This is a genomic window from Kouleothrix sp. 19917 (genome assembly GCF_057073505.1).
The window spans coordinates 2,754,630-2,773,932 of the sequence record NZ_CP097099.1 but is presented as its reverse complement, the minus strand read 5'-3'; the positions used below and the strand labels follow the sequence as shown (position 1 = coordinate 2,773,932).

Genomic DNA, 19,303 nt, shown 5'->3' with positions numbered 1-19,303 from the left:
CGGGTACAATACAGCCGCCTTTGAAGCGCCGAAGAAAGAAGCTGCCTGCCTGCGAGCCACCCTATGAGCTACTCCATTCGTCCCGCCACGCCCGCCGACCTCGACGCGATGCTGGCGCTGTTCCCGCGCCTGGCCGCATTTGAGTTGCCGCCGCGCCGCGTGCCCGAGCACCTCTGGCATGGCGATGCCGAGCTGCTGCGCGAGTGGGCAGCGGGCCGCGCGCCCAATCTGCTGGTGCGCGTGGCCGTTGATGCAAACGACAGGGTGCTTGGCGTGGCGCTGATCAGCCTGCGCGACGAGCTGCTGAGCCACGCGCCCAGCGCCCACCTCGAAGTGCTGGCTGTCGATGCTGCCGCCGAGGGTCGCGGCCTGGGTCGCGCGCTGCTCGGCAGCGCCGAAGAAGCCGCCCGTGCGCGTGGCGCGCAAAGCATGAGCCTGCACGTCTTTGCCAAGAACACTCGCGCCCGCGCTGTCTACGAGCGCATGGGCTACGACGGCGAGCTGCTGCGCTATATCAAGCACTTCGAGTGAGCGTTGGGATGCGGTTTTGAAGGTTACAGGTTTGCAGGTTTGCAGGTTGATGCTTGCAATGAATGTTTCATTCGTTTGGCGCGCTGTTTGTCTCATCTCGCCGCCATGCGGCGCTTTTCTCCCGTTTTGGGACAAAGGCCGGAAAGGTTTTGTGCTCCCCTTGCCCATGTTGGGTTTAGGGGCTGGGGTGAGGTCGCACATGCACGGAACTTACAAAATAGCACATGTGCATGAAGCCTGTGAACGTGTGGCCAGCAAATCTGCAAACTGCTGGCTGGCACCTGCCGACTGCAACATGCAACCTGCGAACTCGCCAACTTGCAACCCATCAACAGGAGCAGCCATGTCCTTTGCAATACGCCCCTTTCACCCAAGCGATCTGTATGCGCTCTACCGCATCTGCCTGCTCACCGGCGACAGCGGCGGCGATGCCTCGGCAATCTACCACGATCCCGAGCTGCTTGGGCACTACTACGCCGCGCCCTACGCCGTGCGCGAGCCCGATCTGTGCTTTGTGCTGACGCACAACAACATTCCCAGCGGCTATATTCTCGGCACGCGCAGCAGCAGCGATTTTGCCGAGTGGATGGACACACACTGGCTGCCAACACTGCGCGCGCGCTACCCGCTGCCCGCTGCCGCCGACACCTCGCCCGACGCGAACATGATTCGCCTGCTGCATCGCCGCCCCGGCCACGATCCCGCGCTGGCGAACTACCCCGCGCACCTGCATATCGACCTGCTGCCAGTCGCGCAGGGCCAGGGGCGCGGCCACCAGCTCATGGCAACCTTTCTCGGGCGCTTGCGCGAGCTCCATATTCCGGCAGTGCACCTTGGCGTTGGCATCAGCAACGTGCGCGGCATTCGTTTCTACGAGCGCGCCGGCTTCTCGCGCGTCGTCGACGCCGAAACCTGGATCGGATTTGGCCGCCAGGTCGGCGAGGCCTGATGGTGGGCGTATGCGATACGCCCAGACATATGAAGGGCGTATCGCATACGCCCTTTGCGTATCGCATACGCCCTTTGTGTATCGCATACGCCCTTTGAAGGAAAAAGAATGCCCGATTATAGCAATGCGCTTGGCCAGCCGATTGGATTCCCGGTGCCAGAATGGACCCCGCCGCCGGTGCCGTCGCGCAACGTGCTCCATGGGCGCTTTTGCCGCGTCGAGCGGCTCGATCCTGCGCGCCACGCCGCCGATCTGCACGCCGCCAACAGCGCCGACACCGCGGCGCGAATGTGGACCTACCTGGGCTATGGGCCATTTGCCAGCGCCGAAGCGTATCGCGCCTGGGCCGAGCGCATGGCTGCGATGAGCGACCCGCAATTCTATGCGATTGTCGATGCTGCAAGCGGGCGCGCAGTGGGTGTTGCGAGCTACCTGCGCATCGACCCGGCGGCTGGCTCGATTGAAGTAGGACACATTGCCTACTCGCCCGCCTTGCAGCGCACGCCCGCCGCCACCGAAGCCATGTTTCTGCTGATGCAACAGGCCTTTGCGCTGGGCTATCGCCGCTACGAGTGGAAGTGCGACGCCCTGAACGCGCCATCGCGGGCGGCGGCGCAGCGGCTGGGCTTTGTGTTCGAAGGAATCTTTCGGCAGGCGCTGGTATATAAAGGCCGCAACCGCGACACCGCCTGGTTCGCAATCATCGATCGTGATTGGCCCGCGCTCCAACGCGCTTACGAGCACTGGCTTGCCCCTGCCAACTTCGACGAAGCGGGCCAGCAGCGCACAAGCCTTTCCGAGCTGACGCGCGCTTCATATGGACGCTGATTGAGACGCAAAAGTGAAGGCCTGCATAGCAGCCTCGCGCAGCGCAGCGTCTTCTGAAGCTGCGTTTGCCGTTAGCGCCTCTGCAATCGCCGCGTCGTGGAACACCACCTGCGTCAGGCGCTGCGCCGCAAACAAGCGATCTGTGGTGGCGCCGTGCAGGCATTCCAGCAAGAAAGCGCGATACTGCCAGAAATAATGGTTCTCGAAGGCCAGCGTTTGCTCGCACAGCTCGTGTAGTAATTCCTGGTCGGCGGAATTAGGCGGGATGGCGTACTGCCACTCGATCTTGCCCTTGCGATACAGCATTTCCAGGTAGTCGCTCCATGCATCGCCAATATGCTCGCGGTACGCCCGCACACTGCCGCCTTTGCTGGCAACATACTGCCGTGCGCGCAGCGCCAGCAGCGCCGTTGCTGTGCGTGTCACGCCACTTATTAGCTCTTTAGTGCCGCGTTCAACGCCAGCAGGATACCATTCTGGAATACGCTTCTGTGTGTAGCCAAAAAAGCGATCCGCGCCGTCGGGGTAATTGAGCGGGTAGTGCAGAAGCTCCTGCCCGCGCAGAATTTGCCCTAGAAAGCGATACGGCCCCCATGTCATGGCGCGCTGATACTCGCCAATTGGCGGCAGTTCGAGTTCGCCGCGCAGATCGCTTCCATACACGCAGCGGCTGCCAATCTTCAGCAGCGTTCGTTCCGTGCCCGAAAGCTCGCCGCGCAGCGCAAACAGCATGTCGAGCCGCAGCGGGCTGATTGCGGCACAGTGCTGCGCCAGCGCGTTCATTTGCCCGAATTGCGCATTGGAAAGCGCCGTGCCGAACACAATCACTATATCGATATCGCTGATCGGCACGCTGCTCGCGTCAGCGTAGCTGCCAATCACATAGTAGCCCGCCACCAGCCCCGGAAACACCGCCTCGTACACCCCAACGATCCCTTGCAGAATGCGGTCTGCCTGCGCGTTGCCGCTTGTGCTATGCAGCGAAATTTCGTTCATCGCACTCCTTTGCGATTGATGTATCCACAGATGACGCAGATTACGCAGATTATAGACCTCATATCTGCGTAATCTGCGTAATCTGTGGATGAATTTTGGGATTTTCTTGCGCAACACGAAAACCGCGCGAGGGGTATAATACAGCGCCGCAGCCCGCACAAGCCCTGAAAGGAACTGGTGAAGCATGGACCCTGCTGTTGAGCGCGCCCTCACGACGGATGGACTGATCGACATAACAACAATTGGCAGCAAGACAGGCAACCCGCATCGCGTTGAAATCGCCTTCCACAACTTCGATGGCGCGCTGTATATCACTGGCCGGCCCGGCAAACGCGACTGGTACGCGAATATGGTTGCGCACCCGCAATTCACCTTTCATCTCAAGCAAAGTGTGCAGGCCGACCTCGCCGCCACTGCCACGCCGATCACCGACGAAGCGACCCGGCGCGCAGTGCTTGCCAAAGTCGTGGCGAAGTGGAACCGCCAGAATGAGCTGGAAGCGTTTGTGCAATCAAGCCCGCTGGTCGAAGTTCGGCTGGATGGCGGGACGTAGAAAGAAGAGAGAGCGGCGAGCTATCGAGCAGCAAATCGCATATTGTTGAGCCACAGAGGACACAGAGAGCACGGAGGACGAGACCCAATCTTGATGCTCTCTGTGATTCAATTGATCTGAAATCCCCTGTAAAAGCGCCAGCACACATAAAGTAAATATGCGAGCAGAATTGCCCATTCGATGTATGCGGATGGGCTTTTTCTTCGTATCTATGGATTTTGGCACGATACGATGGTTGCGAAACTTTTTGGCGAGCCGCCGAGCATTGCCAAATTGGCGTTTTGGTTCTCAGTTCTCGGTTCTTGGCTCTCGCCATCTCACACTTGACATCGAACATATTTTCTTCTATAGTATATGCAACCAATTAGTTGCACATATGGAGGAATGGACGATGGAACAGCTTGTTGTGGAACGCAGCATTGTGATCCCCGCGCCGCGTGAACGTGTGTGGCAGGCACTCACCGACGCCGAGCAGATTGCGCAGTGGCTCTTGCCGCCCGCGCTGGGCGCGCAGCTCAGGCGCGACGCTCAGGGCGCGCTGGTGGCAAGCCTCGGCCCGATGGAAATTCCTTTCATCCGCCAGGACGCCGATGAAGCGCGCGGAATTGTGCGTACCCAAAGCCTGCCCGATAAATTCCTCATCACTGAGTACCAGCTGCGAGAAGAACAAGGCGGCACGCGCGTCACCGTCACGGTGGCAGGTTTTGAGCAGCTGCCAGCCGACACGCGCCAGGACTTCCTGGGGCCAACCGGGGCGAGCTGGGAAAAGGCGCTTGCCAACCTGAAGGCCTTTATTGCTGGCGCGGCGCTGCCCTTCCCCGAAGGCTATATCGCAGCACTGTCAGGCTTTCGGCGCGAAAGCACGCAGCTCTTTGCAGTCGAGCGCAGCATCTGGATCGCCGCGCCGCGCGAGCGCGTGTGGCGTGCTGTGACCGACCCGGCGCAAATGGAGCACTGGTTTTCGCCCGGCACGTCGTGGCAAATGTCCGCGCTCGAAGTCGGCGGCAAGCTGTTTACGCGCAACCCCGAAACCGGCGACGAGCAATACACCCAGTTTATTCAGCAGGTCGATCCCCTGCGGCGTTTCGCCATCCAAACGACACCCGAGCCATCGGGCAGCTACCAGGTTACAACCTACACCCTGCGCGAAGAAAATCAGGGCACGCGCCTGACGGTCATCCATTCCGGCTATGATGCCATGCCCGCCGAAGCGCGCTCGAACGCGATGGAGCAAAACGCCTTTGGTTTTGGTATGATGCTGGAAAACGTGAAAGCGTATGTCGAGGGAAGCGAACTGTCGTATCCGCAAGGGTTTTAGGCGCGTGCATCAGGCAATCGAGCAGGGTAGAAACCGATGAACCACACATCAGAGCGCCAGCAGTCGGTCTTCGACGCGCTTGCCGACCCAACGCGCCGCAACTTGCTTGTGAACCTGGCCGAGTACAGCCCGAAGACGGCGACCCAGCTGGCGCAGGAATACCCGATCACGCGGCAGGGCATTCTCAAGCACCTCGCCATCCTCGAATCGGCGGGGCTGGTTGCTGTGCAGCAGGCCGGCCGCGAAAAACGCTATTCGCTCACGCCCGAGCCGCTTGGCGAGCTTGAGCAGTGGGTCAGGGCGCTTGGCGATAAATGGGATGCCCGCCTGCTGCGGCTCAAAACCTGGCTGGAGCAGGAAGAAACTGGCGAGTAGCTCGGGAACAAGAAGACGCAGAAGAACCGAATGGCTCATGCGAGCTGTTCGGTTCTTGCCTTACTGTGTGGTTTGTGCTGCTTTCGCGCTGCTGGTGGGAAACACTTTTCGCCGCGTAATTCGCGCAAGAAGCCACAGCGCGCGCACACCCTCCGCAGCGGCAAGGCACAGCGGCGGCAGCACCAGCAAAACATACTGCGGCCATTTTGTGCACTCTGGCCGCCAGCGCCACGACAAAAAGTACAGCTGCCACCCCTATCCGCCGCATGGGATATTTCAGCCAGCGCATACGGCAGTCCTTTGAATAGCCTGCCCCAGCCACAGACCTGCGCGCCAATGCAGGAAGCCTGCCTACCCAAGCGCCAATGGCGGCCCAAGCAGCTCCATGCCATGTGCCCGCCACAACTCCGGGTCGAGCGGTGGCATTGCATTGGCCCTGGTAACCTCGCGAAAGAATGCTTCCATCCTGCCAGCCGGCAGAAACGTGATCAGAATGCGGCCACGCGCTGCGCCAACATAGGCCCATACGTGCGGCACCTGGCGCGGCGCAAGCAGCGAGTCGCCAGCGTGCAGCTGCCGGCGCGCGTCGCCAACCTCGATCACAAACTCGCCTTCCAGTACATAAAACCATTCATCTTGATCGTGGTGCAGGTGCCGCGCCGGGCCACCTTTGGTGTGAAAGGTGTTCTCTAGCACAAACAAGCCGCTGCTGTCGGGCGGCACGACTTTGAACGCGATCTGGCTCACGCCCAGGCTGCGCTGCTCGCCAAACACGTCTTCGCCAGCCGCAAGATACGCGGGCTTGCCATCGGTAAAAAGAGATGCCATATCATCCTTCCGACTTGGCTCAATTGGCCTGAATCCCGCTAGAGCGGTTCGCAGAACAATTGGCCGCTCATGCACCGGCAAGAAAAGCGCTGGAGCGCGGAAAGTGCAATTGCTTTCTGCATCCTGCCGACTGCAAACTGCTATAACATTCGGCGCGCTGCAATGACGAATTATGCTACCAGATCACCAGTTCGCCCTGTGCCGGTGCAGCGGGATAGTACTGCGGCGCTTCGGCGCGCTGATGCATGCCATACTGGCGAATTACCCGCACTGCCCGCGCGCGGGGTGCTTGCTCGGAAGCGTACTGCATTGCCGCAGCCGAAGCCGGCCACGACGCCAGCTCCAGAAACTTCCCGGCGATGTACAGGCTTTCGAAGCACTCGCGCTCGAGGCAACCATCCGGCGTCGCGTGCTCGGCAAATCGCGCTTCGCCCTCGCAAACCGTTACCGCCTTGGCCGGGCTTTGCTCGGTTTCGTCGAAGCGCTGCTGCTGAAGTGCAAGCCCTTCCGGCGGCTGGCTATCGTGCATCACTTCCGCCACCCGCAGCCGATAGTCGAGCAGCACCAGCGAGCGCCCCTGCTCTTGCACACCGTGATGCGTGGCGTGGGTTCGCCAGCGGATCAATGACTTTTCATCGCGCCAGGTGGACAGCGAAAGAATGCGCCCGGCGACCGACAGGCTTTGGAAGCGCTCGTTATCGATAAACCCGTCGATTTGCGCGAGTTCGGGACGCAGTAATTTGCCGAGCGATAAATAGGTATCGATTTCTTCAGTTTTCGGGTGAACTTCGAAAAGAACCACAAACATGAGCCAGATCCTTCCCCCGCTGAAAGCGTGCTACGCCCAATACCTTTCCCATCAGAGTCCTGAAGAACGCTTACCACCAAGACACGAAGACACCAAGGGCTTCAATATGTGCTCTAAAATCTTGGTGCCTTGGTGCCTTGGTGGTTAACTGAAAAATAATGGCGTTAGGTCAGCGCCATCATTTCCACAAACTCGAATGCGACATCCGAATCCTCGGCGTAGACAAGCAGCTTGTTGCCGCGCCGCTCGGGGCAGCGATCAACCAGCGTCCTGCGCCCATCGATACACACGTCGATGATGTCGTTCCACAGCACCACCTCAAGCGTGAAGGGCCGATCGAGCCCATCGACGGCGAACAGGTTTTGCCGGTGGAGCGTGGCGGTGCGGGCGTCGGGCGAGAAATGCAGGTCATAGCCGCTGTCAAACGCTCCATCGCCGCCGAAGCGCAGCCCGAAGCCACGCGCATTCGCCTGGGGATGGACGCGAAGCGTCAGGCGCGCATTGAACGGAATGCCCGCGCAATCGGCGGCAGACAAGCCCTGCTGGGGGGCCAGGCGAATGCTGCGCCCGTCCACCCGCGTTGTAGCATCCAGCGCCGCCACCTGAAACGCGCTCATTGGCGCGCCAGCGGGCGTCAGTTCGACCGGGAACTTCGCGCCAAGCGTGCCATCGCTGTGCTGGACGATCTCGCGAAACAGCGTGTTCCCGCCAAACTGTAGCGCGCCACCGTCGGTGTCGCCGCGGCGCGTGCCAAGCCACGCAACCCCGATGCGCCGCCCATCCGCAAAGGGCGCGGTTTTCAGCACCCGCGCTGCCGGCCCATCAAGCGTATCGACGGGCGGGCGCAGCCACGGGCCAAGCGGCCCGCGCGACATGCGATAGCGGGCGATGCCTTCGTTGCTGAAAACCAGATAGTACCAGCCATTCCATTCAAAGTAATCGGGGCACTCAGGCGCGCCCGGCAGCCCAGGAACGATGAACGGCTCCTGGCTCTGCCACTGCCCGAGGTCGCTGGAAACCAGATGCGCGAGGCAGCCGCCGCGCCCGCCAAGCGGCCAATTCTCGAAGCTGGCGGTCACCAGCATGTGGAACACGCCGTCGGCATCCTGAAACACCACCGGATCGCGGTAATCGAGCGGGTTGTAGCCCGGCGGCGGCGACGCAAATGGGTTGGGCGTAGTTTTTGTGAAGTGAATCGCGTCCTGGCTGGTGGCAAGGCTCAGGTGCTGCGTGTAATCGCGCATGCGGGTGGCGTAAAACCCGTAGTAGGTACCGCCATGCACAAACACCGAGCCGGTGCAGATCGAGCCTTCGCGATGCTCGCTGATCGCGATGGCAAGCGGATGGTGCTCCCAGTGCACCAGATCGCGCGAGCTTGCCTGCGCCCACTGATGCCCGCCAAGCCCTTCGCGCGCCGCGTGGTGGTTTTCGTCCAGCAGGTAGTACAGCCGAAACGTGCCGTCGTGGTAGAACGGCATGCAGTCGCCAACGAAATAAGGGCCGTCGGGCTTGAAATACTGGAGCGTCATACTTTCTGCATTCTCCCTTGGCGGTTTGCAGAACCATTGATCATTCAGGTGCTGGCGAGAAACGCACTGTAGAGCGAAAAATGCAACTGCCGACTGCCGACTGCAAACTGCTATATAAGCAAGCAATCGCTGGATGGGCTGGCATATTGTAGCAGAAACGAGCTTTCGGCGGCGCACCCCTGTATGCCTGCAATGTCAGTTCGCTATCAGCCCGCAAGATGTTGACTTCACAGCATTCGCGGCTATCATACAGGCTGATTTGGCAAAACGTCCTGTACAAGAGGCCCGTATGAATATGCTCGCAAAAGTGCGCGGCAAAGCGCCGGCGCGACGCATGCCCGCCACGCCACCCCTCCCCGGCACGCCCCTGCCGCCAAGCGCAATCGCCCGCGGCTTGCGCCTCTCTATTGCCGAAGGTTTGCTCTCGAACATCCATGTCACCGTCACGACCAACGCCTTTCTGACGGGCTTTGCCCTGCTGCTCGGCGCGGGCGACTTCGAGCTGGGCGTGATCGCCGCGCTGCCTTTTGTGGGCCAGCTGTTTCAGTTTGCCGGCGCCTACCTGGAAGCGCGCCTGGGCAACCGCCGCATGCTGTGCGCCGTGGGCGCGGCGGCCGGGCGCGGGCTGTGGGGGATTATTGCGGTGCTGCCGTTTCTGGCCGCGCTGGGCCGCGCACGTCTGGCCGTTTTCTTGGTGGTGCTCGCGATTTCGCAGGCGCTGCTGGGCATTGCCGCAAACGCCTGGACCAGCTGGATGAGCGATCTGGTGCCGCCGCGCCAGCGCGGGCGTTACTTCGGCACGCGCAACACCATCACCAGCATCACTGCCATGGGCGCGGCCTGGCTGGCCGGGCGCGGTGTCGACTACTACCGCGCCGCTGGCAGCCCGGCCACTGGCTACGCGCTGATTTTCGCGGTTGCGGTCGTCGCCGCGCTGGTAGGCGCGTTTCTGCTCACGCTCAAGCCCGAGCCAGCCATCAGCCGCACGCCGCGCGTGCAGATCGGCGCGCTCTTCACCGCGCCAGTGCGCCACCGCGCCTTTCGTGCGCTGTCGCTGGCCTCGGCTGGCTGGGCGGTTGCGATTGGCGTTGCCGCGCCCTTCTTTAATGCCTATGGCCTGCAAACGCTCAACCTTTCGTTTGCGTCGCTGGCGGTTTTCTCGATTGTGACGAGCGCGGTGGCACTGGTAACCCAGCCAATGATCGGCCGCCTGCAGGATCGCTATGGCGACAAACGCGTGATGATCGTGTCGGTGATTGGCACGACGCTGCTGCCGTGGGGCTGGGTGTTTGCCACGCCAACATTCCTGCTGCCGCTCTGGCTGAATGCCGCCGGGTCGGGCATTTTCTGGCCGGGCATCACGCAGGGCTGGATGAACATGGTGATGGAGCGCGCCCCAAGCGAAAATCGCGGTGCCTATGTCGCATCGTTTGGTGCAATTACCGGCCTGGGAACGTTTATTGCTAGTCTGCTTGGTGGTGCAATCGCTACTGCACTCGGCGGAACTCTCATTCACTTTGGGCCATTCATACTGAACCACTACGCGCTGCTGTTTGTTGCAAGCAGCCTGGGCCGGGCTATCATGGCACTTGTGTTTGCGCGCAAGCTCTAGCCTGGTCGTTTCGCTGCAAATTGCGAGAACTTGTTAATGGAACGCCAATAATTTGGGGCCGCCGGAGCCGAACCACTGTGTTACAATAACGCAAGCGATAGCAGGAATGCGGAGGAACTATGCGGCGCAATCACGGCCGCGCGACTGAAGAAGTCGGCGGGTGGGGGCAACTCACAGCACGGCACAGCTCACAATCGTACGCGCGCGGGGCGCTGATCTACACCCCCCAGCAGCCGGCCGATGATGTTGTGCTGCTTAGCAGCGGGCAGCTTGCGCTGCACCTGATTTCCGACGAAGGTCGCGCCCTGACGCTGCGTGTGGTCGAGCCCGGCCAGCTCTGCGGCCAGATCGCGCTCGCGCCCGGCGGCAACTACGACACCTACGCCGAAGCGCTTTCCCCGGTCACGCTTTTCCGCATCCCGCGCGCCGAAGTGCACGCGCTGATTATGCAGCACCCCGATCTGGGCCTGGCGCTGCTGGAAGAGCTGCTGAACCACCGCCAGACGGCCAGCCACGTGTTCGACGAAGTGGCGTTTAAGTCGGTGCCGGCGCGCCTGGCGACGCTGCTGCTCGATCTGGCGCAGCGCGATGGCGATGCCGACCAGTCGCGGGTGACGCGGCGCAGCCACCGCCAGCTGGCCGAGCGCATCAACGCCTACCGCGAAACTGTCACCAAGGTCATCAACCAGTTCCGCGCCGCCCGCCTGCTGGAGATCGACCGCTCATTCATCACGCTGATCAACCCGCGTGGGCTGGAAGAGCTGGCGCAGGGCTAGTTCGCTTCCCAATCGGCATACCAAAGCTCGAATGCATTTGCAGCCTTCGAGCTTTTTTTATTCCTCACGCACCACCGCGCCGTTGTGCAGCACCAGCCGCACCTGCTCCAGCGCGCCAATGTCGGCCAGCGGGTCGCCCGCCACGGCAAACAGATCGGCCGCCATGCCGGGGCGAAGCGTGCCGATTTGACTGGAAAGACCGCAGGCGGCTGCCGCAGCGCTGGTGCTCGCCACAATCGCCTGCATCGGGCCAAGCCCCGCCGCGATCCAGTGGCGCAGTTCCGCCATGGGCATGCCAAGTGCGATGCCCGGGTTGCCATAATCGTCGCCTAGCGTGAGCTGCCCGCCGGCAGCCACAAAGCGTCGCAGGTTGTCGTACATCACCGGCAGCACCGTGCGCCGCCACTCGCTCAGGTTGCCGCGCTCGGCGGCCAGCGCCTCGTACACCGCGATGGTGGGCGACATCGCCACACCGCGCGCGGCCATCTGCGCGATCAGCTCGTCGGGCATGCGGTCGCGTGGCATATGCGCCGCGTCGGTGATGCCATTTGCCACGGCGCGCGCCAGCCCCGCCGCCCGGTCGACATGGGCCGCGACACGCACGCCCCGCGCCCTCGCCACACCGGTAATCGCCTGAATTTCCGCGTCGGAAAGCTCGGGCCAGTTCACGTCGGTGCGCCCGCTCACCGCAATTTTCAGCACGTCCGCGCCTGCATCGAGCAGCGCGCTCGCCTGTGCGCGGGCATCGTCGGGGCCGCGCACGGCCAGAATCTGGTCGCTCAGGCCATAGACTGGGACAGGGTGGCCGCCCGGCACAGTGATCATCGGGCCAGCGACCAGCAGGCGCGGCAGGGTTGGGTCGTTTGTGGCGCGCAGGGCGGCGGCGCGGGCCAGCATGGCGTCGCGCGGGCCTTGCAGGTCGCGCACCGTCGTGACGCCAGCGCGCGCCCAGGCGGCCAGATCGGCGTCGCTCAGTGTGTGCGTGTGGGCGTGCGTGTTGACGAATCCGGGCAGCATAGTCATGCCGTCCATATCGCGGCGCGGCGTATCGGCCGCAAAGGCCACCGTGCCATCCGCACCTATCGCTGCAATCGTTCCATCGCGGATCAGCAGTGTTGTGCCGGGCTGCGCTGGTGCGCCTGTGCCGTCAATCAGCGTCGCGCCAACCAGCGCCAGATCATAGCGCGGCGCGGGCGTTGGGCTGGGCGGGTTAGGAGTCTTTGTGGCAGGTGGCGCAGTTGGGATGGCTGTGGCAATATTTTTGGGCGTTTGTGGGGGTGTGGCGGTTGCAGGCGGCGCCGTTGGCTCCAAAGCAGGTTGCTGTGTGGCGCAGCCAGCACTTGCCAGCACGAAGGCCAGCAGCATACAGATGCGCACACAGCGAGCGCCAGCGCCTGGCACTGGTTAATCGTCGCGGCGCGGGCGGCGCGGGCGCTCGGCACTGGTGTCGCCAAAGCGGTCGCGGCGCTCGTCGACACGGCGCGCAAACTCGCCGCCATAGCGCTCGCGCCGGGTGGGTGCTTCACGTGGGGGCGGCAGGGCGCGCTGGGCAGCTGCGCGGTTCTTGCGTGTGCGGCGGGTTTTCACCTGCTTGCCGCGCCGCACCATGATCTGCCATGCGTCGTCGTCGCTGAGCGAGTGGGTCAGAAATTCGTCGCTGATGCGGTTGGCCTGCCGCTCGTTCAGCGCGGCCATGCGCTCGTCGTACTCTTCTTCCTCGGGCGACACGCGCGCCAGCGAGATCCAGTAGCGCCACACGGCAAACAGCACCATGGCAATCAGCAAAATAAAAATTGAAAATAGCGCAATCGGCGGCACAGCGCGTTTCCTTTTGGCAGCAGCGACGTGGGCATTATACCATAGCGCCTGCCCGGCGACCTTGCGCAGTAGTATCGTGTATAATTGCGGCGCGGATTAGGGTAGCCGGTTGGCAGTCGGCAGTCGGCAGTCGGCAGTCGGCAGTCGGCAGTCGGCAGGTTTGCCGCCGGGGCGTATTGCATACGCCTGTTTGCAGGTTTGCCGCCGGGGCGTATTGCATACGCCTGTTTGCAGGCCGCCGGGGCGTATTGCATACGCCTGTTTGCAGGCCGCCGGGGCGTATTGCATACGCCTGTTTGCAGGTTTGCCGCCGGGGCGTATTGCATACGCCGCTTCTCGGTTCTGCGGTTCTGTGGTTCTTTGTCTGGGTGTATAGCAATACGCCCCGCGTTGGTTTTTGGAAGAAACGTATGCACAATCGCGACGATATCACGCGCCTGACCGAAATGGCCTCCTGCGCTGGCTGAGCGGCGAAGATGGGCCCTGGCGCCCTGGCGCAGGTTCTGCGCTCACTGACGCTGCCGCGCAGCCCAAACCTTTTGATCGGGCTGGATATTAAAGACGACGCTGCGGTCTACCAGATCGCGGCGGATCAGGCGTTGGTGCAGACGGTCGATTTCTTCCCGCCCATCGTCGACGACCCCTACACCTTCGGCCAGATCGCCGCCGCGAACGCGCTTAGCGATGTCTACGCTATGGGCGGGCGGCCGATCCTGGCGCTTGCCATCGCTGGCTTCCCGGAAGATCTGCCGCCAGCAGTGATCAGCGCGATTTTGCAGGGCGGTGCCGACAAAGTGGCCGAGGCCGGCGCGGTGGTTGCGGGCGGCCATACTGTGATCGACCAGGAGCCAAAATATGGCCTGTGCGTCACCGGCCTGGTGCACCCCGACCGCATCACCGCCAAGGCGCACGCCCGCCCCGGTGATGTACTGTTCCTCACCAAGCCGCTCGGCACTGGCGTAATCACCACAGCGCACAAACGTGGCGTGGTGCGCGAAGACGATCTGGCCGCCGCGATTGCCAGCATGGTGCGGCTGAACCGCCGTGCCGCCGAGCTGGCCGGCGAATTCGGGCTGCACAGCGCCACCGACATTACGGGCTATGGGCTGTTAGGGCACGCGGCTGAGCTGGCGGAGAATAGCGGAGTGGGCTTGCGGCTTGCCTTGGCGCAAGTGCCGCTGCTGCCCGGCGCGCTGGAATATTCGCGCCAGGAAATTGTGCCGGGCGGGCTGAACCGCAACCGCAGCTTTTTGCTTGGCGCGGGAACTGTGCGCCTCACGGAAGGCATCGACGCGGCGGCTGCGCAATTGCTGTTCGACCCGCAGACATCGGGCGGGCTGCTGTTCGCAGTGCCGCCGGAGCGCGCCGCCGAATTGCGCGAGCGCTTTGCCGCCGCGCACGAACCGCTCTGGCAGATCGGGGAAGGGACCGAAGGGGCCGGAATCGAGGTGCACCCATAAGCAGGGAAAGGTGACGCGCAAGCGGCGCGCATGCCTTTCCCTCCGTGCCCGCAGCTAGGCTGCCGCAGCCGCAAAGCCGCGAATCGCCTCTTCCTCGTCCTGGTAGATCTCGGCGTACTGCGCCAGGCCCACCATACGGAAAATTTTCTGAAAGTGCTGCGACAGGCCGCTCACCGCCAGCTTCTGGCTGTTTCGGTTGACCTCAGTCACAATCCCGATCAGAATGGCAATGCCGGCGCTATTGATGTAATCGTTCTGGCGAAAATTCAGCAGAATGTGCCGAGCGCCCTGGCCGGTCACCTGCGCGTAGGCGCTATTGATCTTTTCTTCGGCGAACGTGGTGACATCGCCGACCAGATCGATAATCGCAACGCCATCCCGCTCGCGGGTGCTGACGCTCAACTCATCATCCAACATGACCTTCTCCTACCCTATGCAGATAAGTACATTGCATGCTATAACGCTGTTGCACGCCCAAATTAGGATTTCCGAAAGTATAACACCAGCCGGAAATGGTTTCCACCGTCGGGGCTCTCGGTAAAACCAGCCTCGTCCACCAGCTGCGAAATCATCATCAGGCCCATGCCGCGCCGTGGCGCCAGCCCCTGCAGCTTCAGATCAATGCCCGCAGCCGGCAGATCGCCCAGGTAGCGCCGCACACCATGATCGCGCACCTCGACCGTCAGCCGGTCGGGCGCGCCAGTGCACTGAATATCGACGCGCAAACCCGGCGCGCGCGCATTGCCATGCTCAATGGCATTGATGCACGCTTCACCAAGCGCGGTCTTCAAATCTTCCACACGCTCGCGATCACAACCAAGCCGCCGCGCAAATGCGGCCACGGCATCGCGGGCGACTTTCTCGTATCCTAGCTCGCTGGGGAAAGAAAGCTCGATAAAAGGATCTGAGGCTACAATCTGCACTGTCATCGGATAAGCTCTATCTTTCGAGATGGATGACCATGCGAACCTGGTTGCCGCCGCTGGGTGCAGTGGTAAATTCAACCTCGTCCATCAGCTCACGAATGAGCCAGATACCCCATCCACCTTTATCCTGCCGGTTCAGCGCGTCTTCGATGCGCGGCGTTGGCACAATCGAGCCCTGATCGAGCTGCTTGCGCCCCTGATCGGCCACACGAACCACCAGCTCGTCTTCGCGGGCAGTCAGCATCACCAACACACGCATCTCAGAATCGTGCGCATTCCCGTGTTCTATTGCATTGGTCACTGCTTCTGCAATGGCCGTACGAAGCGCTTCGACACGGTCGGGCAAAAAGCCCATCCGCCGCGCAAGCGACGAAGCCGTGTCCATCGCGACCTTTTCATAGCCAAGCTTGCTCGGCAGTCGCAGTTCAATAACGCGCTCGGCTGGCTCGTTGTCGCTGATCGGACCGGTCATGCCTCTATCACCACTCTCGGGCTCGAAAGCATCACTACCACTACGTTGTCGATACCCGCAATTAATCTTAACACATCTCAGAAATTGCGTGCAATAGGTATTGAGATTGAGATCAAGACAGTAAAATGAAGGAGCGAGCCAGGAACGGTGCAGCATAGCAGGCGCGTTTCTGGCTCGGCTGCACTTACAGGGGAATATTGCCGTGCTTGCGGGCCGGCAGGCTTTGGCGTTTGTTGCGCGCCAGGTGCAGCGCGCGGATCAGCGCCGGGCGGGTTTCTTTCGGCTCGATCACTTCATCGACATAACCGCGCTCGGCGGCGACATAGGGGTTTGCAAAGCGGCTCTGGTAATCTTCTACCAGTTCGGCCTGGCGCGCGGCCGCGTCGTCGGCCTGGTTGAGCTCGCGCCGAAAGATAATTTTCACCGCCGCGTCCACGCCCATGACGGCAATTTCGGCAGTAGGCCAGGCGAAATTGAAATCGGCGCGAATATGTTTACTCGACATAACATCATATGCGCCGCCGTAGGCCTTCCGCGTGATCACCGTCAGCTTGGGCACGGTGGCCTCGCAGTAGGCGTACAGCAGCTTGGCGCCGTGGCGAATAATGCCGCCATATTCCTGCTGCGTTCCAGGCAGAAAACCGGGCACGTCCACAAAGGTCAGCAGCGGGATGTTGAACGAATCGCAGAAACGCACAAAACGCGCCGCCTTCACCGACGAGTCGATGTCGAGCACGCCAGCCAGGTGCGCGGGCTGATTGGCAACAATCCCGACCGGGAAACCATCCAGGCGTGCAAAGCCAATGACAATATTGCGCGCCCAGAAGGGCTGCACCTCGAAGAAGATGCCGTCGTCCACTACCGCGTCGATCACCTGCACCATGTCGTAGGGCTTGCGCGCGTTGTCGGGGATGATCGTTTGCAGCGTTTCTTCCATGCGCACGGGGTCGTCGGCGGGCGCGAGGTAGGGCGGGTCTTCGAGGTTGTTGGCCGGCAGGTAGGATAGCAGCGCGCGCAGCTGTTCGAAGACCTCGGGCTCGTCGTCGGCGGCGAAGTGCGCCACGCCACTGCGCGAGTTGTGGGTCATCGCGCCGCCCAATTCTTCAAAGCCCACATCCTCATTGGTAACGGTTTTGATCACGTCCGGCCCAGTGATAAACATCTGCGACGAGCCCTTGACCATCAGGATGAAGTCGGTCATGGCGGGCGAGTAAACCGCACCACCCGCGCACGGGCCGGCGATTACCGAGAGCTGCGGGATGACGCCCGAGACCATCACATTGCGGTAGAAGATTTCCGCATAGCCGCCCAGGCTCACCACGCCTTCCTGAATACGCGCGCCGCCCGAGTCGTTCAGGCCGATGCAGGGCACACCCATGCGCAGCGCCAGATCCATCACCTTGCAGATTTTCTCGGCAAACACTTCGCCCAGCGAGCCGCCAAATACCGTAAAGTCCTGCGCAAACACACACACCGCACGTCCATCGATCGTGCCGTGCCCGGTGATCACGCCGTCGCCGAGCGGCTTCTGGCGATCCATCCCAAAGGCCGAGGCGCGGTGGACGGCAAAGGCATCGAGCTCGACAAACGAGCCTGGGTCGAGCAGTGCGTCGATGCGCTCACGGGCGGTGAGCTTGCCGCGCGCGTGCTGCTTTTCGATGGCCTGTGGGTTGGCGCTGCGCGCCTGCTCGCGGCGCTGGCGCAGATCTTCAATCCGTTCTTTGGTTGTTTTCACAGCGTTCTTGCTCCAGCGGAAGGACAGCTAGCGACATCATAGCACAGGCGCGGCGTGGGTAAGTTACACTCCATGCTGCTCCTGCGCGCGCACGCCAATCTGACCTGGCGTAATCGCGATCACGCCCTCGTTCATGCTGCCGCGCCGGTAGCCAGCCAGGTCAAGCGTGACGCTTTGGTAGCCAATCGCGCGAAATGCCGCCACTAGCTCGGCAGATTGAGCGACCGCAGCCGCCATTTCTTCGGGCGCGGTTTCGAGCTTGGCGGTATCGCCGAAGTGGCGCACGCGAAACTGGCGGAAGCCGCGATCCCACAGTGCATCCTCGGCGGCTTCGACGCGGGCGAGCAGCTCGGCGGTGATGGCGGTGCCGTAGGGGAAACGCGACGAAAGGCAGGCCAGCGCGGGCTTGTCCCAGATCGGCAGGTCGTGCGCCTGCGCCAGCGCGCGAATGTCGGCCTTGGTCAGCCCGGCTTCCTTGAGCGGCGCGCGCACGCTGTACTCGCCCGCCGCAACGCTGCCCGGCCGGTGGTCGCCCTGGTCGTCGACATTTTCGCCATAGCAGATCCAGGGGATTTCCAGCTCTTGGGAAAGGCGCGCCAGATGCGTAAACAGCTCGCTCTTGCAGAAATAGCAGCGGTTGACCGGGTTAGCGGTGTAGCGCTCATCAGCCAGCTCATCGGTGCGGATGACGAGGTGGTGCAGGCCAAGTTGCTGGGCGAGTTCTTCGGTGGCGCGCAGTTCGCGCCGCGGCAGCGAGGGCGAGTCGGCGGTGACGGCGACGGCGCGCTCGCCCAGTGCCTGGTGGGCAACTGCGGCCAGCAGCACGCTGTCGACGCCGCCAGACATGCCGATCAGCACGCTGCCCATCTCGGTCAGAATATCGTGCAGGCGCTGCTGCTTGGCAGCGAGTGTCGCGTCAAGCGTTGTGGGCATGGGTATTCTCCTGTAAACCATTCATCATGCTGGCGGCAAAGCCCGCCCCAAAACCATTGTCGATATTCACCACTGTCACGCCTGAGGCGCAGCTGTTGAGCATGCCAAGCAGCGCGGCCAGGCCGCCAAAACTCGCGCCATAGCCCACGCTGGTCGGCACGGCGATCACCGGCCGCGACACCAGCCCGCCCACCACGCTCGGCAGCGCGCCTTCCATTCCCGCCACGACAATCACTACCGACGCGGCCAGCAGCTGGTTCATATGCGCCAGCAGGCGGTGCAGCCCGGCCACGCCGACGTCAAAAAGCCGGTCGACGCGGTTGCCCATGATATCGGCGGTGACGGCGGCTTCTTCGGCCACCGGCACGTCGGCGGTGCCGGCGCTAACCACCAGAATGCTGCCGGGGCGCTTGGGCAGCGGCTCGGGCTCGACCACAATGCAGCGCGCCAGCTCGTAGTAGCGCGCCGTTGGCACGGCCTCGCGCACGGCAGCATAAACCTCCGGCGTGGCGCGCGTTGCCAGCAGCGGTCCCGGTCCCTGCGCCAGGCGCTCAACGATTGCGACGACGTGCTCGGTGCGCTTGCCCGCGCACAGCACCACCTCGGGGAAGCCGCGGCGTAGCGCGCGATGGGTATCGAGCTGCGCAAAACCCATATCAACAAACGGCAGCTCGCGCAGCGTCGCAACGGCGTTTTCGAGCGGAACCTCGCCGCTACGCACCCCTTCAAGCAGCTCGCGAATCGCTTGCTCGTCCATACTTCTCTCTTTCTCCTTGGCCTCGCGGCCCCAGCTCTGCGCAAACATGCTTGCGGCCGAGTATGATAGCACGCTGTGGCGCGCATGCAACCGTCGGCA

General features: G+C 62.4%; 21 protein-coding genes. 9 read left to right on the top strand and 12 right to left on the bottom strand.

Annotated elements, in window-relative coordinates:
• The first annotated feature begins 63 nt into the window (after positions 1-63).
• From M1P90_RS11285 to M1P90_RS11275, 3 genes are all read left to right on the top strand, one after another.
• Positions 64-531 carry an N-acetyltransferase family protein gene (locus M1P90_RS11285; RefSeq protein ID WP_483702735.1) on the top strand — a complete coding sequence of 156 codons (468 nt, stop codon included), beginning with the start codon at positions 64-66 and terminating at the stop codon, positions 529-531.
• 343 nt (positions 532-874) lie between these two features.
• The gene (locus M1P90_RS11280; protein ID WP_483702733.1) at positions 875-1,480 is read left to right on the top strand and encodes a GNAT family N-acetyltransferase; all 606 of its coding nucleotides are present in this window, start codon (positions 875-877) and stop codon (positions 1,478-1,480) included.
• Between the two features lie 108 nt (positions 1,481-1,588).
• The gene (locus tag M1P90_RS11275; RefSeq protein ID WP_483702732.1) at positions 1,589-2,308 is read left to right on the top strand and encodes a GNAT family N-acetyltransferase; all 720 of its coding nucleotides are present in this window, start codon (positions 1,589-1,591) and stop codon (positions 2,306-2,308) included.
• Here the strand turns inward: M1P90_RS11275 and M1P90_RS11270 are convergent.
• Positions 2,294-3,304 (bottom strand): hypothetical protein, encoded by a 1,011-nt coding sequence (locus M1P90_RS11270; RefSeq protein ID WP_483702731.1) that lies wholly within the window; start codon positions 3,302-3,304, stop codon positions 2,294-2,296. The genes M1P90_RS11275 and M1P90_RS11270 overlap by 15 nt on opposite strands.
• Positions 3,305-3,488: 184 nt before the next feature.
• On the opposite strand from M1P90_RS11270, the gene M1P90_RS11265 reads away from it, so the two are divergent.
• The 3 genes from M1P90_RS11265 (at position 3,489) to M1P90_RS11255 (ending at position 5,550) form a co-directional block, all read left to right on the top strand.
• Entirely contained in the window at positions 3,489-3,857 is a 369-nt protein-coding gene (locus M1P90_RS11265) for a nitroreductase/quinone reductase family protein (protein ID WP_483702730.1), read from the top strand.
• Between the two features lie 391 nt (positions 3,858-4,248).
• Positions 4,249-5,175, top strand: a complete 927-nt coding sequence (locus M1P90_RS11260; RefSeq protein WP_483702729.1) for an SRPBCC domain-containing protein — start codon at positions 4,249-4,251, stop codon at positions 5,173-5,175.
• 36 nt (positions 5,176-5,211) lie between these two features.
• Positions 5,212-5,550, top strand: a complete 339-nt coding sequence (locus M1P90_RS11255) for an ArsR/SmtB family transcription factor (RefSeq protein WP_483702728.1) — start codon at positions 5,212-5,214, stop codon at positions 5,548-5,550.
• A gap of 351 nt (positions 5,551-5,901) precedes the next feature.
• Here the strand turns inward: M1P90_RS11255 and M1P90_RS11250 are convergent, their stop codons facing one another.
• The 3 genes from M1P90_RS11250 to M1P90_RS11240 all read right to left on the bottom strand — a co-directional run bounded on the left by M1P90_RS11250 (position 5,902) and on the right by M1P90_RS11240 (position 8,715).
• Positions 5,902-6,378 (bottom strand): cupin domain-containing protein, encoded by a 477-nt coding sequence (locus M1P90_RS11250; RefSeq protein ID WP_483702727.1) that lies wholly within the window; start codon positions 6,376-6,378, stop codon positions 5,902-5,904.
• Between the two features lie 175 nt (positions 6,379-6,553).
• Positions 6,554-7,186 (bottom strand): antibiotic biosynthesis monooxygenase family protein, encoded by a 633-nt coding sequence (locus M1P90_RS11245; RefSeq protein ID WP_483702726.1) that lies wholly within the window; start codon positions 7,184-7,186, stop codon positions 6,554-6,556.
• A 164-nt stretch (positions 7,187-7,350) separates the two neighbouring features.
• Positions 7,351-8,715 (bottom strand): family 43 glycosylhydrolase, encoded by a 1,365-nt coding sequence (locus tag M1P90_RS11240; protein WP_483702725.1) that lies wholly within the window; start codon positions 8,713-8,715, stop codon positions 7,351-7,353.
• A 289-nt stretch (positions 8,716-9,004) separates the two neighbouring features.
• On the opposite strand from M1P90_RS11240, the gene M1P90_RS11235 reads away from it, so the two are divergent.
• Together M1P90_RS11235 and M1P90_RS11230 are read left to right on the top strand one after the other, a co-directional pair.
• A complete protein-coding gene (locus M1P90_RS11235) occupies positions 9,005-10,327 on the top strand; it encodes an MFS transporter (protein WP_483702724.1) in 1,323 nt (440 codons plus the stop codon).
• A gap of 119 nt (positions 10,328-10,446) precedes the next feature.
• Complete coding sequence (locus tag M1P90_RS11230; RefSeq protein WP_483702723.1) at positions 10,447-11,103, top strand: Crp/Fnr family transcriptional regulator; 657 nt, start codon at positions 10,447-10,449, stop codon at positions 11,101-11,103.
• 57 nt (positions 11,104-11,160) lie between these two features.
• Here the strand turns inward: M1P90_RS11230 and M1P90_RS11225 are convergent, their stop codons facing one another.
• Positions 11,161-12,480 (bottom strand): amidohydrolase family protein, encoded by a 1,320-nt coding sequence (locus M1P90_RS11225; protein ID WP_483702722.1) that lies wholly within the window; start codon positions 12,478-12,480, stop codon positions 11,161-11,163.
• Between the two features lie 27 nt (positions 12,481-12,507).
• Positions 12,508-12,921, bottom strand: coding sequence for a hypothetical protein (locus M1P90_RS11220; protein WP_483702721.1), 414 nt, complete (start codon positions 12,919-12,921; stop codon positions 12,508-12,510).
• Between the two features lie 410 nt (positions 12,922-13,331).
• On the opposite strand from M1P90_RS11220, the gene selD reads away from it, so the two are divergent.
• On the top strand, positions 13,332-14,381 hold the full coding sequence (gene selD / locus M1P90_RS11215; protein ID WP_483702719.1) for a selenide, water dikinase SelD: 1,050 nt from the start codon (positions 13,332-13,334) through the stop codon (positions 14,379-14,381).
• 54 nt (positions 14,382-14,435) lie between these two features.
• Here the strand turns inward: selD and M1P90_RS11210 are convergent, their stop codons facing one another.
• The 6 genes from M1P90_RS11210 to larB form a co-directional block, all read right to left on the bottom strand.
• Complete coding sequence (locus M1P90_RS11210; RefSeq protein WP_483702718.1) at positions 14,436-14,798, bottom strand: STAS domain-containing protein; 363 nt, start codon at positions 14,796-14,798, stop codon at positions 14,436-14,438.
• Positions 14,799-14,860: 62 nt separating this feature from the next.
• Entirely contained in the window at positions 14,861-15,310 is a 450-nt protein-coding gene (locus tag M1P90_RS11205) for an ATP-binding protein (RefSeq protein ID WP_483702717.1), read from the bottom strand.
• A 10-nt stretch (positions 15,311-15,320) separates the two neighbouring features.
• Positions 15,321-15,935 carry an ATP-binding protein gene (locus M1P90_RS11200; RefSeq protein WP_483702716.1) on the bottom strand — a complete coding sequence of 205 codons (615 nt, stop codon included), beginning with the start codon at positions 15,933-15,935 and terminating at the stop codon, positions 15,321-15,323.
• A gap of 28 nt (positions 15,936-15,963) precedes the next feature.
• Positions 15,964-17,514 carry an acyl-CoA carboxylase subunit beta gene (locus tag M1P90_RS11195; protein ID WP_483702715.1) on the bottom strand — a complete coding sequence of 517 codons (1,551 nt, stop codon included), beginning with the start codon at positions 17,512-17,514 and terminating at the stop codon, positions 15,964-15,966.
• Positions 17,515-17,577: 63 nt separating this feature from the next.
• Positions 17,578-18,447: an ATP-dependent sacrificial sulfur transferase LarE gene (gene larE / locus M1P90_RS11190; protein ID WP_483702714.1), complete on the bottom strand. Its 870-nt coding sequence runs from the start codon at positions 18,445-18,447 to the stop codon at positions 17,578-17,580.
• Complete coding sequence (larB, locus tag M1P90_RS11185) at positions 18,431-19,204, bottom strand: nickel pincer cofactor biosynthesis protein LarB (RefSeq protein ID WP_483702713.1); 774 nt, start codon at positions 19,202-19,204, stop codon at positions 18,431-18,433. The genes larE and larB overlap by 17 nt, the downstream gene beginning before the upstream one ends.
• Positions 19,205-19,303: the final 99 nt, after the last annotated feature.

Bases quoted from the DNA above. Each gene is read 5' to 3' on its own strand.
- M1P90_RS11200 (WP_483702716.1), bottom strand. From the start codon at position 15,935: ATGCTGCACCGTTCCTGGCTCGCTCCTTCATTTTACTGTCTTGATCTC.
- larB (WP_483702713.1), bottom strand. From the start codon at position 19,204: ATGGACGAGCAAGCGATTCGCGAGCTGCTTGAAGGGGTGCGTAGCGGC.
- M1P90_RS11205 (WP_483702717.1), bottom strand. From the start codon at position 15,310: ATGACAGTGCAGATTGTAGCCTCAGATCCTTTTATCGAGCTTTCTTTC.
- M1P90_RS11240 (WP_483702725.1), bottom strand. From the start codon at position 8,715: ATGACGCTCCAGTATTTCAAGCCCGACGGCCCTTATTTCGTTGGCGAC.
- M1P90_RS11250 (WP_483702727.1), bottom strand. From the start codon at position 6,378: ATGGCATCTCTTTTTACCGATGGCAAGCCCGCGTATCTTGCGGCTGGC.
- M1P90_RS11245 (WP_483702726.1), bottom strand. From the start codon at position 7,186: ATGTTTGTGGTTCTTTTCGAAGTTCACCCGAAAACTGAAGAAATCGAT.
- larE (WP_483702714.1), bottom strand. From the start codon at position 18,447: ATGCCCACAACGCTTGACGCGACACTCGCTGCCAAGCAGCAGCGCCTG.
- M1P90_RS11260 (WP_483702729.1), top strand. From the start codon at position 4,249: ATGGAACAGCTTGTTGTGGAACGCAGCATTGTGATCCCCGCGCCGCGT.
- M1P90_RS11255 (WP_483702728.1), top strand. From the start codon at position 5,212: ATGAACCACACATCAGAGCGCCAGCAGTCGGTCTTCGACGCGCTTGCC.
- M1P90_RS11265 (WP_483702730.1), top strand. From the start codon at position 3,489: ATGGACCCTGCTGTTGAGCGCGCCCTCACGACGGATGGACTGATCGAC.
- M1P90_RS11285 (WP_483702735.1), top strand. From the start codon at position 64: ATGAGCTACTCCATTCGTCCCGCCACGCCCGCCGACCTCGACGCGATG.
- M1P90_RS11210 (WP_483702718.1), bottom strand. From the start codon at position 14,798: ATGTTGGATGATGAGTTGAGCGTCAGCACCCGCGAGCGGGATGGCGTT.
- M1P90_RS11270 (WP_483702731.1), bottom strand. From the start codon at position 3,304: ATGAACGAAATTTCGCTGCATAGCACAAGCGGCAACGCGCAGGCAGAC.
- M1P90_RS11275 (WP_483702732.1), top strand. From the start codon at position 1,589: ATGCCCGATTATAGCAATGCGCTTGGCCAGCCGATTGGATTCCCGGTG.
- M1P90_RS11280 (WP_483702733.1), top strand. From the start codon at position 875: ATGTCCTTTGCAATACGCCCCTTTCACCCAAGCGATCTGTATGCGCTC.
- M1P90_RS11230 (WP_483702723.1), top strand. From the start codon at position 10,447: ATGCGGCGCAATCACGGCCGCGCGACTGAAGAAGTCGGCGGGTGGGGG.
- M1P90_RS11235 (WP_483702724.1), top strand. From the start codon at position 9,005: ATGAATATGCTCGCAAAAGTGCGCGGCAAAGCGCCGGCGCGACGCATG.